This is a genomic window from Butyrivibrio sp. DSM 10294, assembly GCF_028539135.1.
In the GTDB taxonomy this organism is placed as follows: Bacteria; Bacillota; Clostridia; order Lachnospirales; family Lachnospiraceae; genus Butyrivibrio.
The window spans coordinates 86,810-100,469 of sequence record NZ_JANSWL010000049.1 but is presented as its reverse complement, the minus strand read 5'-3'; the positions used below and the strand labels follow the sequence as shown (position 1 = coordinate 100,469).

General features: G+C 46.1%; 11 protein-coding genes. 9 read left to right on the top strand and 2 right to left on the bottom strand.

Annotated elements, in window-relative coordinates:
* Nucleotides 1–4 precede the first annotated feature (4 nt).
* The 4 genes from NXH67_RS04420 to NXH67_RS04405 all read left to right on the top strand — a co-directional run bounded on the left by NXH67_RS04420 (nt 5) and on the right by NXH67_RS04405 (nt 7,287).
* Nucleotides 5–814 carry a YlmH/Sll1252 family protein gene (locus NXH67_RS04420; RefSeq protein WP_022777438.1) on the top strand — a complete coding sequence of 270 codons (810 nt, stop codon included), beginning with the start codon at nt 5–7 and terminating at the stop codon, nt 812–814.
* 241 nt (nt 815–1,055) lie between these two features.
* Nucleotides 1,056–1,880: a hypothetical protein gene (locus NXH67_RS04415; protein WP_272796546.1), complete on the top strand. Its 825-nt coding sequence runs from the start codon at nt 1,056–1,058 to the stop codon at nt 1,878–1,880.
* 12 nt (nt 1,881–1,892) lie between these two features.
* Nucleotides 1,893–2,681 (top strand): GNAT family N-acetyltransferase, encoded by a 789-nt coding sequence (locus NXH67_RS04410; protein ID WP_272796544.1) that lies wholly within the window; start codon nt 1,893–1,895, stop codon nt 2,679–2,681.
* A 34-nt stretch (nt 2,682–2,715) separates the two neighbouring features.
* Nucleotides 2,716–7,287, top strand: a complete 4,572-nt coding sequence (locus NXH67_RS04405) for a C2 family cysteine protease (RefSeq protein ID WP_272796543.1) — start codon at nt 2,716–2,718, stop codon at nt 7,285–7,287.
* Between the two features lie 106 nt (nt 7,288–7,393).
* On the opposite strand, the gene NXH67_RS04400 is transcribed toward NXH67_RS04405, so the two are convergent.
* Entirely contained in the window at nt 7,394–7,936 is a 543-nt protein-coding gene (locus tag NXH67_RS04400; RefSeq protein WP_022777442.1) for a glutathione peroxidase, read from the bottom strand.
* Nucleotides 7,937–8,171: 235 nt separating this feature from the next.
* On the opposite strand from NXH67_RS04400, the gene NXH67_RS04395 reads away from it, so the two are divergent.
* Both NXH67_RS04395 and NXH67_RS04390 read left to right on the top strand, forming a co-directional pair.
* On the top strand, nt 8,172–9,005 hold the full coding sequence (locus tag NXH67_RS04395; RefSeq protein ID WP_272796542.1) for an alpha/beta hydrolase: 834 nt from the start codon (nt 8,172–8,174) through the stop codon (nt 9,003–9,005).
* A gap of 27 nt (nt 9,006–9,032) precedes the next feature.
* Nucleotides 9,033–9,980 (top strand): 3'-5' exonuclease, encoded by a 948-nt coding sequence (locus tag NXH67_RS04390; protein WP_272796541.1) that lies wholly within the window; start codon nt 9,033–9,035, stop codon nt 9,978–9,980.
* A 9-nt stretch (nt 9,981–9,989) separates the two neighbouring features.
* Here NXH67_RS04390 and NXH67_RS04385 read toward each other — a convergent pair whose 3' ends face one another.
* Nucleotides 9,990–11,447 carry a D-alanyl-D-alanine carboxypeptidase family protein gene (locus NXH67_RS04385; protein WP_272796540.1) on the bottom strand — a complete coding sequence of 486 codons (1,458 nt, stop codon included), beginning with the start codon at nt 11,445–11,447 and terminating at the stop codon, nt 9,990–9,992.
* 139 nt (nt 11,448–11,586) lie between these two features.
* Between NXH67_RS04385 and trmB the strand changes: the two genes are divergently transcribed.
* Genes trmB through NXH67_RS04370 form a run of 3 tightly spaced genes read left to right on the top strand, consistent with a single transcriptional unit; the run spans nt 11,587 to nt 13,658 of the window.
* Nucleotides 11,587–12,240 carry a tRNA (guanosine(46)-N7)-methyltransferase TrmB gene (gene trmB / locus NXH67_RS04380; RefSeq protein ID WP_022777446.1) on the top strand — a complete coding sequence of 218 codons (654 nt, stop codon included), beginning with the start codon at nt 11,587–11,589 and terminating at the stop codon, nt 12,238–12,240.
* The gene (trxA, locus tag NXH67_RS04375) at nt 12,240–12,560 is read left to right on the top strand and encodes a thioredoxin (protein ID WP_022777447.1); all 321 of its coding nucleotides are present in this window, start codon (nt 12,240–12,242) and stop codon (nt 12,558–12,560) included. Before trmB ends, trxA begins: the two co-directional genes overlap by 1 nt.
* Before the next feature lie 36 nt (nt 12,561–12,596).
* Nucleotides 12,597–13,658, top strand: a complete 1,062-nt coding sequence (locus NXH67_RS04370; protein WP_272796539.1) for an SH3 domain-containing protein — start codon at nt 12,597–12,599, stop codon at nt 13,656–13,658.
* Nucleotides 13,659–13,660: the final 2 nt, after the last annotated feature.

Here is a 13,660-nt window from a genome sequence, read left to right as displayed (position 1 = left end):
TACAATGGAAGAAAAAACTAGAGATTTTCTTGGTGGCCGGGTCAAAGACCTGGCCACAAGAGCGTATATGAATAATTTTGTGACCCATACGGACTTTTTGTCCGTATCGGAGCTGGCCACCTTTTATCAGATCCTTGCCAGCGAAGGCATATCTTCAAATGTGCATGAATACTGCGGCGCAAGATATGTGGTCTACGGCGGTTTCGAAGATGCCGAGAGGGCAATGGTGTGTTTCCTGCCGGAGTATCTGGATGAAGAGGGGTTCCTGATGGCAGAAAATGCGGAGGGAACGGTGCTTAAGTGCATCCATGTTCTTCCGGTCAATGCCAAGTTCTCAGATGACCTGACCCACAGAGACTATCTGGGAGCACTGATGAATCTAGGAATTGAGAGGGATCAGATAGGAGATATTCTGACAGGGGAGAAGGAAGCCTATTTCTTTGTCACAGAGGAGATGTCTGAGATGATCTGCAAGGAGCTGATCAGGATCAGGCACACCTCAGTTAAATGTGAGATCGTTAACCCTGCGGAATGTACTATCCGCCCTGCCTTTGAGGAAAAGAGCGGAAGCGTTGCCTCCGAGAGAATTGATGCCATTTTGGCTTTCGTCTACAATCTCTCGAGGTCCGAAGCCCAGAGACTTATCGAGTCCGAGTCGGTGTTCATCGACGGCCGCACAGCCTACAGCGGCGGGTATGACCTCAAGGAAGGCGCCCGGGTGTCGGTCCGAGGGCATGGGAAGTTTATTTACCTTGGCCAGTCGGGAACGACAAGGAAGGGCAGGTGCTTTGTGAAAGTTAAGTTGTTCGTGTGAGACATGGGACGGGAGAAGACAAGGGGACGGTTCAAATGAGTCAATGGGGACGGTTCTTTGTGACTCGCTTCGTGAGTCAGAAAGAACCGTCCCCATTGACTCATTTGAACCGTCCCCTTGTCTTCTCCTGTCCCCACCCATTGCCTCAAATCACAAAATGCTAGTATAATATAAATACTAAATCGTTTAAGAGTTTGTTTAGAACTGATAATACCAACTTTCGACCAACGAGGTAAACAGCATGAACGAGCATCTTTTATCAGAACTTGAAGTCTTTAAGAACGAACTTATCAAAGAAGGAGCCACAGCCGAGCTGTCCATGGACAGAGACGGGCTGCCGGCTCTTCTTGTGTTTTTTGAAGGAATAGGAAGAGTTGTCCTTAGCCTTATGGAAGGGGATGACAAGGACTTTCTATGCCTTACTGCAGAGACCACCAAAGGGGACAAGGCAGCGCCTGAGGATATTCAGGCTGTGAGCTTACTGACGCCTCTTCCGGATAAGCAGGGGCGGGCAGGTACAATAAAGCGCTATGCTAAGCTTCTTTTATCCGGTAAGACCCTGGAGGTCTATCCCCTTCCGGAGATGGTACAGGACCTTGATGAAGATGAGAATGCACCGGAAGCAGCAGTAAGGCTCCTTCCCAAGACAAATATGCTGGCAGATATTCTGACCAGGGCCGGCGCGGAGGATCTGGCTGTGGATATCGCGAATATTCCCTATATTCTAGTGGTTGATGGGGATATGACCTTTGTCGCAGCCTATGAGAATCTCTACGGAGATGAGTATCTTCTTCACTTCAGGGCAGATATTCCCTATGAAAAGGCTGACAAAAAGAAGGCCCTGGAACTTTCGGAAGAATTTAACCGGGATCATTCCTATACCAGGAGTTTTATCGGAATGGATGACCTTGGAATAATCGACGATGGGGACAGCCCTGTGATAACCTTCCACGCCTGCACCATTGACAGCGGAGATAACATTGACGGCAGGGTATTTGGTGATATGGCAGCAGCTTTCGAAAGAGAAGTCATGGAATTTTTGGAAGAATTCTTTGGCGCAGAGTAAAGAGGTGTAAACATGCAGGGAACCCTGGTAAATGATAGCAACTTAAGCTTTTTTATGCCCATTTTGGATATCAGACCAACAGAGGATGATCTTGTTATCGGCGTTATCGAAAAGGGCAGCGGAACGGCCTGCGGAGTGTTAAGGGCCGAGGCTGAGCCGGATAACAGGCTCATATTGACTTATATTTATGTAGCGAGTGACTTCAGAAACAAAGGAGCCGGCAGCGAGCTTATGCGTTTTTTTCTGGAAACCGCCTATGACCTGGGAGCAAAGAGCATAGGGTGCTGTTTCATCGGCAATCCTGAAAACGCTTATCTGCGAAAAATACTGGATAAAGCCGGATTTGTGGATGAATCCGACGAACTTAACGTACAGATAGCAAATATAGAGAAATTTGATCTTTCATCACTGGGACCGGAGATAAAAAGTGTCAGATCGATTCCCCTCAGAAGCCTTCCGGCGAGCGAGAGATTTTTTTTGCCGGTGAAAGAAAAGGAGTATTACAACGAGAATGTAAGTATCATAGCCGTTGATAATGCATCGGGAAGGGGAATGATCCTGTTGCACCCGGTTGACGGGAAGCTTTCGCTGGAGACCTTAGAGGCCAGCGGAGCCCAAAAGATCCAGATATTGTATGCGCTTATCAGAAAAGCGGTTATTAATGCAAAAGAGTCAGGAACCTATGATGAGTGGATTATTGCCGATTTTTCTTCTTCCAATGCAAAGGCAATTATGGCAAAGCTTACCGCCTATTCTTCAGTAAAATTCACCGAGTGTTATTATTTCAATCTGCATTTTTGAATTGCTGCTATGGCAGTAAAGCGAGGACAAATATATGATGGGACATGGCAAGATCAACAAGGAAAAGCACAAGGACCCCCAGGTGATAAATGCATCGCCCGTTGAACAGGTAGACCATTATCAGGAATCGAAGGTAAAGGACATAAGGATTAAAAACCTTCAGCCCGGTGAAAACGCATGGCTAAAAAAAGCACTGCAGGCCACAGGGCGTACTAAAAGTGCGTCACGAAAGCTTGTACATATGCCAACTCTGGCTGCTTACACCACCGAATACGGCAAGCGCTTCAACGAGAAGCTGAATATCCAGAAAAGACTCGAAAAGATGGAGAACCACAAGTCTGCCCTTTTCCAGAAGAAAAAGAATGCAATCATGATAAAAGAGGCTGTAAACAGAAATTCCAGACAATGCCTCGACAGAATGGAAAAGATGATGACCGGAAGGAATGTCCCTTGCGAGGATGGAGAAGTATACAGAGATCTTGCCATGTTTATGGGCGCAAACGAGCAGGAGTTTTCCGCACAGGACAAGAAGAGTCTTCTTGACAGCGCTCTGGGAACCTCTGTAAATGGTGAGGGTGCTCCTGAAGGTCAGGATATGAAGGTGGCTCTTGGACTTATGACAAAAGCTCTTTTTGCCATAGATATCCCTTCAATAAGGCTTGACAGTGATGTGCTCATGGCCGGAAATGCCGAAAAACTGGAGGCCATAACAGGACAGGTTTATGCCTATGAGAACATGCTTGAAAGATATGGAAAAAACTATTTTGAAGAGATTAATGAAAACACCGCCAAAGTCATACAGGAACACCTGGAAAAGCTAAGGCTCATCTCCGCCTATTATGTGAGCCGCAAGGAAGTTGTCACTGACATGGAATATTCCACTCACTACGACGAGGAGCTTACTCTGGAAGTGGATGAAACAACTCCGGATTCCACAAAGCAGCTGGCAGAAAAGATCATGAACAGCACAGTTTTGGCAGCCAAACTGATGGAGGTGTCGGGAGTAAAGCAGAAGGACAGAAACGGCGTGGCAAAAGCGATCACTAAGGTTAAGTCCAATGCTTCCAAACAGCTTTTTAACAAATCCAAGACCGTTCTTACCAAAGAAGAACAGAGAAAGCTTCTTGATAAATCAGTAAAGAAGATGAGCTATTTCGGAGTAAACGGCTTTGGAGTATACAGCCTGAACGCCAAAAACTGCGGAGCTTCCTTCGGCAGTCTTTTCAAGAACTTTAATGATCTGGAGGAGCACGGGAACTTCTTTGGAACCAACAGTATAGAGATGAAGCTTGTCAAAAGACATATAGACGAGTTTAGAAAGATCACCTCCGGCTCAGCTTTTAAGCTTGGCTATCATGAATTCAAATATCAGATGGCGGAGTCACTGGGGAGCCTTGTTGAAGCCTGCAGAAGGTACAGAAAGTCCCACGATGACAAACATGAGTATGGCGATAGATATGAGTCTGTTGGAAATATCCTGGCATCAGCAGAAAACTGCTATGAATTTGTGGGATCACTGGATCAGAAGAAGTATGAAAAGCTTGTAAATGACAATAAGAAGCAGGCTCTTAGCATGGTTTTGCGTAATTCCGATATGATGTTGGAGAAGGATGACGGTGAGATCGCAAAGACAGATCAGATGCTTCTTCGAAAGCAGAGCAAAGGTCTGGAAGAGGAGTTCTATAACATTATTTCCGAATCCTCCGGCTTCTATAGCAGTAAAAAATGCCGTGATAATCTTAAGAAACAGTTAAATACAAAGGTTGGCAACAATGAACAGAACTTTAATGCCGATAAGGCTTATCTGATCAAGGTATATGGCCGAATGCAGGAATGGTGCAAGTTTTACCTTAAGGATAACGATCCTTCTTTTGAAAGCGGAGTCAGGAAAGTAGATCTCTGCTGCAGGATAAATGATAACGCAGCCCGTATGATAACCTATCTGGGCAGCATAAGCTTCGCGGATCGTCTCAAGATGAGTGGTGGAAGCGGCACCTGGGCAGACATGCTTTTTGGCAATGATATCAGCAAAATGAGGGAAGTGAAAACGGGGGAAGGTAAAAGGATTGAGTCCGAAGACGGAGAAAAAGACGTTACCTTCCTGGAGAGTAAGGAGGATCTTAGAGAGAACAGTTATAAGAACATAATAGAGCTGGCCGGCGGCGATGTCTCTATGCTTCGGGATTACAGGCAGGCACAGCTCAGAAAGATAAACGGCGAGGTCAAAACCGGTCTTGCCTATAAAAGCAGGATCGATGAGAGGGTGGAAGGTCATGGTAATGGGCCCCTTGAGTACAAGAGTGCCAAAGAGATCCTGGATGCTGCCAATGAAAACAATATGAATATCGTATATTCTGACGTTGCCCTCAGACAGCTGACAACCATCCGCATCATGGATACTCTTTTTGGGAAGAAAAAAAGAAGACTTGATACCATAAAATACAACGCCAGAACCCAGGCACTCACCGGTGAGCCGGTAATATTCATAAAATCCGTATGCAACATCAGTAACGACGGCTATTTTGGCAAACAGGAAAAGCAGCTGCAAGGCGGTGAGGACGAGGGAATAGAATCTTCAGTTCTGGATGAAAAGGGTGATCTTAATATCGAGGTCTATGACAGAACGGTGGCTGATAAGATAATGGCTCTTACGCCGGAAGTTTTTTTTGAGAGCTTTACGGAGAACGAGATACAACTTACTCAGCAGGATAAAGATGCCTTTACCCAGAGGCTTACTGCGCTTCAGAATGCTTTCCGAAGGGACATGACGGATGAGAATGGCTGGAGGAAGAGGAGAGACAAAAAGGATGAAGACAAGCGGCTGGATGCCATAAAGAATGAGGAGAATAATCTTAAGAAGTATAAACGCTGGGGCAAGGAAGATACCCATTATCTGGTAGTGGGCTCAAAAGAAAAACTGGCAGATCTTCAGGTGAAGAAGGTCAGGGACGGCGAAGGAACCTACACCAGAGCCCTGAAGAGGCAGATCATTGCCGGTAAGAGTCTGGGACTGGTAGAGCCGGAGTTTCTCAGTTCAATAAAGACCCTGGAAGAGCAGGACCAGAACCAGGAACAGGTCAGGGAGCAGGAACAGATCAAGGAGGAGAAAAAAGACCTGATCGTAAGCCCCGCACAGCAGCAAAGGGTTCAGAAGGCCAAGGACAAGATCAAGGCAATAAAGGAAAGCCGCAGTAACTTCAAATGCGCCTCTGATAGAGTCAAGATGAAGATAAAGGGCGATATCAGTAGTATCACGGCAAAGACGCTTAAGAGGATTAATGAAGGCAAGTTTGAGGTGTCCCAGGACTTCAAGGATGCCATCAAGGCTTTTGATGATTACGCCGGAATGGATGTAAGAGTAAATAAAAGCCTTACCATTGCAAGCACCGAAGCGGGATTTGATAACGCGAAGTTTCTTGAAGAGGGAGAGCTTATGCTTAAGGGTCTTAAGCTGGCAGAGAAGGAACTGGCCAAAATCCCCGAGAAAACCAAAGATGCGCATCTTAAAAAGCAGAGAAGTATCCTTGAACCTCTTATTAAAAAATGTCTTACCTTAAAAGATGGAAATCTGCAAGTCCCTGATGGCATAGTGCCTTATGTTGTTTCAGATGAGGCCTTCAAGAAATGTAAAACTGACACTGTGGAGCTTAAGATCACTGAAAAGAAGGATCTTGAGTGGAAAGATATGAGCAAGTACCCGCTCTTTGCCCATGAACCTTCTGTCAACGATATGGCTCAGGGTCAGGTAGGTGACTGCTATGCTCTTTCCACTATCGCGGCCATTGTAGATATGAGGCCCAGTGTCATCAAAAACATGATGAAGGATAATGGAGATACCGTAACCGTCAAATTCTGTACTGATAATGGTGATAAGTATGTGACGGTTAAAAAGACCGTTCCCGTGTACAAACGTGCGGGAGAAGATATTGAAAAGGATTATTATGTAAGGGGCGCATTGTGGATCCAGATGCTGGAAAAGGCCATTGTTGCATCAGGGATCATTAAGGACCTTTATAAGCAGGAAGGCAAGGAAATCAAGGATAGTATCAAAGATAAGAGCGATCTTATAGCTATGTTGGAAAAGGATGGTCAGGTAAGCTATGAACTGATATCGGGAGGTGACCCGGCATCCTTTGCAAGATTCATCACAGGAAAAAGAGGCACTAAGAGAATTTTTAACGAAGAAGTAAATGATGAATATGAAGGTCAGCTGAAAAAGGGAAAAATGGAGTACACCAAAGCTCAGGAGGCATTCATCAGTGAAGCTGATGAGCTCAACAAGGGCTTTAAAAATTATGTACTCACAGCGTCAACAAAAGACGGTTTCGATACCATTGAGGGAAGCGGCCTTAAGTCGGAAGATAACGAGAAGGGTGTATATATAAGACACGCTTATGCGGTCGTAGGAACCAGAATGATCAATGGCGAAAAGACAATTGTGCTGAGAAATCCATGGGGAATCGGAACCAATGAGGCTGTCTACGATGAAAAGACCGGAGCAGTTACTCAGCAGATAACCTTTGACGGTAAGAATGAAGGTTATGTGTTCATGCCTGTTGATACGTTCTTTAGAATGTTCAACAGCTATGCGAAGAATGAGCTGTAGAAGAATAAAGATATTCCGCAATCATTCAAAAAAGCCGCTGTCCGGCAGATGAGACCGGATAGCGGCTTATATATTCAAAAGGTTAGAAAAATTACAAATATATTTATCAGATGAGCTTCTCAACGCAAGCAGCTACGTTCTCCATCTTCTCCGTGGGCTCGAAGCGGGCTACTACATTGCCTTCTCTGTCGATCACGAACTTGGTGAAGTTCCACTTGATCTCGGAATTATTCTTATAGTCCTTGTCGATCTTCTTAAGCATCACATTCATTGCCAGGGCAGCAGGCCCTTTACCAAAGCCCTCAAAGCCCTTCTGGCTCTTAAGATATTTGTAAAGAGGAATTGCAGTCTCACCGTTCACATCAGACTTCTTCATCTGAGGGAACATTGTGTTGTAGTGAAGCTGGCAGAACTCATGGATCTCCTCGTCGGTTCCGGGAGTCTGTCCCGCAAACTGATTGCAGGGAATATCAAGAACCTCGAAGCCCTGCTCATGGAACTTCTCAAATATTGCCTCGATATCCTTGTAGTGAGGTGTGAAGCCGCAGTTAGTAGCTGTATTTACAACAAGAACAACCTTGCCCTTGTAGTTCTCCATAGAAACTTCATTGCCCTGTGCATCTGTTACAGAATAATCATAAAATCCCATCTTGGTTTCCTCCTGATATAATGGTTGTATTAAATGGATATAGGTTTGCATGTCTAAATGTCATTGTTATTTCGTTTCTTGACAATGCAATTATATTGCGTGCAATTGAATATGTCAATACACAAATTAAAAAATCTTTGTAATTTTGATATGAAACAGTTAAAATCAAGAGTACGAGCGCATTTAAGGCGCCTGAATAAATGCATATTAATAATGCAATCGGGGGAAAATAGTTATGTATTATAAAGAATTTGCACTTAATGAAGAAGGCTCTCTTGAGGGAGCAAGACTCACTGTTTTTATCCAGGAGCCTTCAACGGAACTATATATAAGTAAGAGACCATTGGTACTATTGTGCCCGGGTGGCGGCTATGAATGGACTTCTGACAGAGAGGCTGAGCCACTGGCTTTTGCATTTATGGCCAAGGGTTTTAACACAGCAATCCTTAGATACTCCTGCAAGCCTGCCAAATATCCCACAGCTCTGTTGGAACTTGGAAGGGCAATGCTCATCGTAAGAGAGCATGCCGCAGAATGGGAGGTTGACCCGGAGGCGATAATTGTTCAGGGCGCATCCGCAGGCGGACACCTGGCAGCAAGCTATTCCTGCTTCTGGAGAGAGGACTTCTTATCCGAGAAGCTCCTTGGAGAAGTAACAGATGCTGCCAAAGAAAAGCTTCGTCCCAACGGACTCTTGTTATGCTATCCTGTTATAACCTCCGGAGAATATGCTCACAGAGGCTCCTTTGATGCTCTTGTGGGAAAAGAAGATAAGAAGCTTCTTGAGAAGGTATCCCTTGAGAAACAGGTAAGCGACGCAGTTCCCCGCACTTTCATCTGGCATACCTTCACAGACGGTTCAGTGCCGGTTGAAAATTCCCTATTGTTTGCATCCGCATTGAAAGCGCATAATATTAATACAGAGCTTCATATTTTCTGTGAGGGAGGTCACGGACTGTCCCTTGCAAATGAGATAACGGAAAGCCCCAGCCGCAAGGAGATCGTTCCCTCCTGCCAGCCCTGGATAGACCTGGCTGCAACCTGGCTTGGAAGTTATTTTAAGAAGTAATACCAACCCGATGGAAAGAATTGATTTATGGGCGATTTTATAGTATTTGACCTTGAGTGGAATCAGGGTGAAGCGCCGGTGACAAGGGGGGATAAGACCCTTACCTTTGAGATTGTTGAGATCGGCGCAGTCAAACTAAATGAAAAAAGAGAAAAGATCGGCGAGTTCAGTCGGCTGATCAAGCCTCAGATCCATCAGCATATGCACAGGATCACGGGTAAGCTCATCCACCTTACAATGGAGGACCTTGAGAATGGCGAGGATTTTCAGACCGTTGCAAGACAGTTCCTTGAGTGGTGCGGCGAGGACCCCAAGTTCTGCAGCTGGGGACCTTTGGATCTTACGGAGTTTCAGAGAAATCTGGACTTCTATGACATGCCTCTTTTGTCCGACAGGCCGCTTCCTTTCTACGATGCGCAGAAACTCTACAGCCTTGCCTATGACGATGGAAGGTCCCGTAAGAGCCTTGCCACTGCAGTTGATGAGCTGGGACTTATCCAGGATATACCTTTTCACAGGGCTCTGGCGGATGCCGAGTACACGGCCAAGATATTTAAGAGATTCAGTGACAGGGTGCTTCAGAGAATATCCTTCGACACCTATGTGACTCCCAAGACCAAGAAGCAGGAGATCCGCATTGTTTTTGACAATTATGCCAAGTACATCTCCAGGGAGTTCGATACCAAGGAGGATGTACTTGAGAACATGGAGATCATGAGCACCAAGTGCTATATCTGCCATTGTAATATCAAAAGAAGGGTAAAATGGTTCTCTCCCAACGGCAAGCACTATTACAGCGCCGCCTACTGCGACAAGCATGGCTTCATGAAGGCCAAGGTTCGCATCAAGAAGGCAGAGAACGGAAGACTCTTTGTTATCAAGACCTGCAAATTCGTCTCCCCCGAGGAGGTGGAGGCCATGAAGGCCAAGCAGCGCAAGGTCAGGAAGAGACAGAACCCGGAGAAAGACCAGTGATGGCGGTAATCAGAACTTTTTGCCCTTGAAGGTAAGACCGTTGGTCTCTTTTTTTCTTCGGTTGAAACGTATACGATCGTTTCTTCTGGCGTGGGTGTGGTTATAGATAATCTGCGAAATGATGAGCTGGATTATTGTAGCCAGAATGATCAGCGCAAAGGCAGCGATTATCACCAGTTTAATATTGATGTATATTGTACGTGTAGCAACGGCCGCTTCAGTGGAAGCGGCTTTTGTTTTGCCAAAATAGCAGATAAGAGCTTCTCCCACAGGAGCATTGTTGAAGCTGTAGCTTACTTTGGCAAGGGCATAGGGGGCCTCTGCCTTCTGGGCGTCAGTCAGGTCATAGGATATTTCATAGGTGGTATCCTTGATGTCTGAGGTCTTGGGGAGGATGATCTTATCATTTTTCCTGATATTAAGTATTGTTCCGGAGCTTCCGAATACGTCGTGCTCTGATTCAAAGAAAAGGGAATCATCCGGCATGTAGCGGTCATCATTGTCTGCGACATTCACAGGTCTGAAGTTGTTAAAACCGTAGTCAAACAGCGTAACAGTGTCGCTAAACTGGGCAGGAGATTCGTCCTTAAGAACGACGCAGATGAGTCTCATGCCGTTTTTCTCAGCGCAGGTAACAAGGGTCTCACGGGCCTGGCCTGTGTAGCCGGTCTTGCCGCCAAGGATGCCCTCGTAGGACACTTCGCCGGTGATCAGCTTGTGCTTGTTGTTGAGATAGAAGTCATCGGGCTGAGTACTTGTAGGTGTGAAGTGATATCTTGGTGTATTTCCCACCTTACATAAGAACTCATTGGCAAAAAAAGCTCTTGCTATCATTGCAAGGTCGTAGGCGGAAGTATAGTGATTGTCGTCCTGAAGACCGTTGGTGTTGTTAAAATGAGTGTTGGTGCAGCCAAGCTCAGCTGCTCTGTCGTTCATAAGGTCAACAAAGGCATCGATGCTGCCGCTGACATGCTCGCCCACTGCATTGGCCACTTCGTTGGCACTTCCTACCATTATTCCGTAGAGGGCCTGCTCAAGGGTGATGGACTCGCCCACATCCATTCCGATGGAGGAGCCGTCGTGGGGAACACTGAATACTGCGTCATTTGAGAAGGTTATCTTATCATCAAGGCTTGCATTCTCCACCGCAAGAAGGCAGGTCATGATCTTGGTGGTGCTGGCGGGGTAGAGCTCCTCGTGGATGTTTTTGGCATAGAGGATGGTTCCTGTATTTGCCTCCAGAAGGATCGCTGCCTGCGCGGGAATCTCAGGTCCCTCGGGCCAGCCGGGGGTGTCGTTACTCTGTATCGGAAGGAGTTTCCTCTCTGCTGCCTCTGCTGCGTAGTCCGGCGTGTCAGCCTTAGCTGTTACCGGAACTGAGCAGATGCCGATGGCGATTGCGATCAGCGCTGCGGAAACTCTATATATGAAGTTTTTCTTATTAATAGAGTTTTTTTCAAGTGTCATAGTAAGAAAATAATACAATATTGATTCATCACAGTAAAGAGCAACCCCCGGCTCTTTGCAAATGGCGCATAAATGTAGTAAAATCAATGATATAAGAGCCTTCGGGCCTGTATTTTTGATTTGATTTTTAAGGAGTAACATGCGTTTAAGAAATATTGCAGGATCAAGAGAAGTAATTGCGGACAGCAAGTTCACCGTCAAGGATCCTGAGAAGAAAAAAGGACTTTGGAAAAAAGAGGTTTTCGGCAACGACAAACCCATACATATCGAGATCGGAATGGGCAAGGGACGTTTTCTCATGGACATGGCAGCCCTTCACCCTGATATTAACTACATCGGAATAGAGAAATACTCAAGCGTTTTACTTAGAGCAATACAGAAGCAGGAGGAGCTGCAGCTCCCCAACGTGATCTTCATCAGAATGGATGCGGAGGTTATCACAGAGGTATTCGCACCTTCTGAAGTAGATAAAATTTACCTCAACTTCTCGGATCCATGGCCCAAGGAGAGACACGCCAAGAGGCGTCTTCCCTCAAGGGAGTTTCTTGGAAGATACGACCGGATCTTAAGAGCAGATGGAGTCGTAGAGTTCAAGACTGACAACGAGGATCTGTTCCGGTTTGCACTGGATGAGGTGGAACCGGCGGGATGGACACTGGATGCAGTGACCTATGACCTTCATCACGATGAGGCCATGAACGAGGGCAATGTGATGACCGAGTATGAAGAGAAGTTCTCATCATTAGGCAATCCAATTTACAAGTACATTGTGAGCAGAAAGGGGACAAAGTAATGGACTACACATTAAACAGTCAGAATTTCGAAGAAGAAGTTTTAAAGAGTAACTTGCCTGTTCTTGTTGATTTTTCAGCAGATTGGTGCGGACCCTGCAAGATGATGGCCCCCATGATCGATGAGTTTGCTGATGAGTACGAAGGAGAGCTTAAGGTTGGCAAGATCAATGTTGATCAGTCACCTGACATTGCTCAGAAATACAACGTAATGTCAATTCCGATGTTTGCTTTCTTTAAGGACGGACAGGTTATAGAGACAGCAGTCGGAGCACTTAACAAGGCTAAATTACAAGGAATAATTGATAAGGTGCTGGCTTAATAGCCAGCACTTCTTGCAACAGGGAGTTTTACTGACGTGGCAGATAAGATTACTAACTTTGAGGATTACATTAAACGCAGCGACAGCGTAAATACTGAGAAAGAACCAAGGGACAGTGCAGGAACCCCAACAGGAACCGGCACTGTAAAAAATGGAGACACCGGTTTTATCGAATCAATAGAGATCGTGGATCCCTACAACTTTTTTACCGAAGAGGAAAGGGAAGAGTATTTCAGGGAGAGACAGAAGGCTGAGCAGCAGGCAGAGCAAGAGGTGAGCATCCCGGAGGCAGAAGAAGCTAAGGCACCGGGCAGTGGGAAAACTGCCGCGGACAAGCCCGTCGACATGCCAAGAGATAAGGGAACTATAGCCGAAAGAGAGCCTGTGGACGAGAATACCGGGCTTATCAGGAAACATCATATTCCTCGTGCACAAAGAGGATGGGACGCCCGGGATGATTACGAGCCTGCTCCCCGCAAGGAAGAGGCCGTTTCAGATAAGGCAGCAGGCAGGGATGCCCATAGTGATAAGGCTGCCGGCGCTGCCCCGGTACAGGAGCAGCCTCAGAAACCGTGCAAAGGCGACTACAACGAAGAATACGACGAGCCGTACGATGAAGAATATGATGAAGAGTACGACGAAGAATATGACGGTGTAGATGAGGACTACGACGAGGACGGAGAACCCTATGAGGAGGAAGATGAGGAATCTGAGGGGAAAGATCTGATGCTGGTTGTGGTAAGATTCGCATCGATCCTCACAGGAATAGTAATTCTTGCAGCCATAGCTTTTGGAGCTTACAAGTTCCTGGCACCGAAGTTCAGACCCGATCCTGACGAAGAGCCTGCAGAGGAAGTCCAGGTGGCTCTTCCGGAAGGTTATGAAGAGACCGGAGACATGGTGACGGTAACCGCCGCAAGCCTGAATCTTCGCACTGTGCCAAGTTCAGACAGCGACGCAACAATAGTGACTTCAGTTACTAAGGGAACAACAATAAAAAGAATTGCCCAGAGCAGTGAGACCACCTGGGCAATAGTAGAATACGAGGGACAGCAATTGTATGCTTCCTCCAAATATCTGGAAGCTGTATCACAATAAGC

Coding starts and splice junctions, on each gene's coding strand:
- NXH67_RS04420 (WP_022777438.1), top strand. CDS start 5: ATGGAAGAAAAAACTAGAGATTTTCTTGGTGGCCGGGTCAAAGACCTG.
- NXH67_RS04415 (WP_272796546.1), top strand. CDS start 1,056: ATGAACGAGCATCTTTTATCAGAACTTGAAGTCTTTAAGAACGAACTT.
- NXH67_RS04410 (WP_272796544.1), top strand. CDS start 1,893: ATGCAGGGAACCCTGGTAAATGATAGCAACTTAAGCTTTTTTATGCCC.
- NXH67_RS04405 (WP_272796543.1), top strand. CDS start 2,716: ATGATGGGACATGGCAAGATCAACAAGGAAAAGCACAAGGACCCCCAG.
- NXH67_RS04400 (WP_022777442.1), bottom strand. CDS start 7,936: ATGGGATTTTATGATTATTCTGTAACAGATGCACAGGGCAATGAAGTT.
- NXH67_RS04395 (WP_272796542.1), top strand. CDS start 8,172: ATGTATTATAAAGAATTTGCACTTAATGAAGAAGGCTCTCTTGAGGGA.
- NXH67_RS04390 (WP_272796541.1), top strand. CDS start 9,033: ATGGGCGATTTTATAGTATTTGACCTTGAGTGGAATCAGGGTGAAGCG.
- NXH67_RS04385 (WP_272796540.1), bottom strand. CDS start 11,447: ATGACACTTGAAAAAAACTCTATTAATAAGAAAAACTTCATATATAGA.
- trmB (WP_022777446.1), top strand. CDS start 11,587: ATGCGTTTAAGAAATATTGCAGGATCAAGAGAAGTAATTGCGGACAGC.
- trxA (WP_022777447.1), top strand. CDS start 12,240: ATGGACTACACATTAAACAGTCAGAATTTCGAAGAAGAAGTTTTAAAG.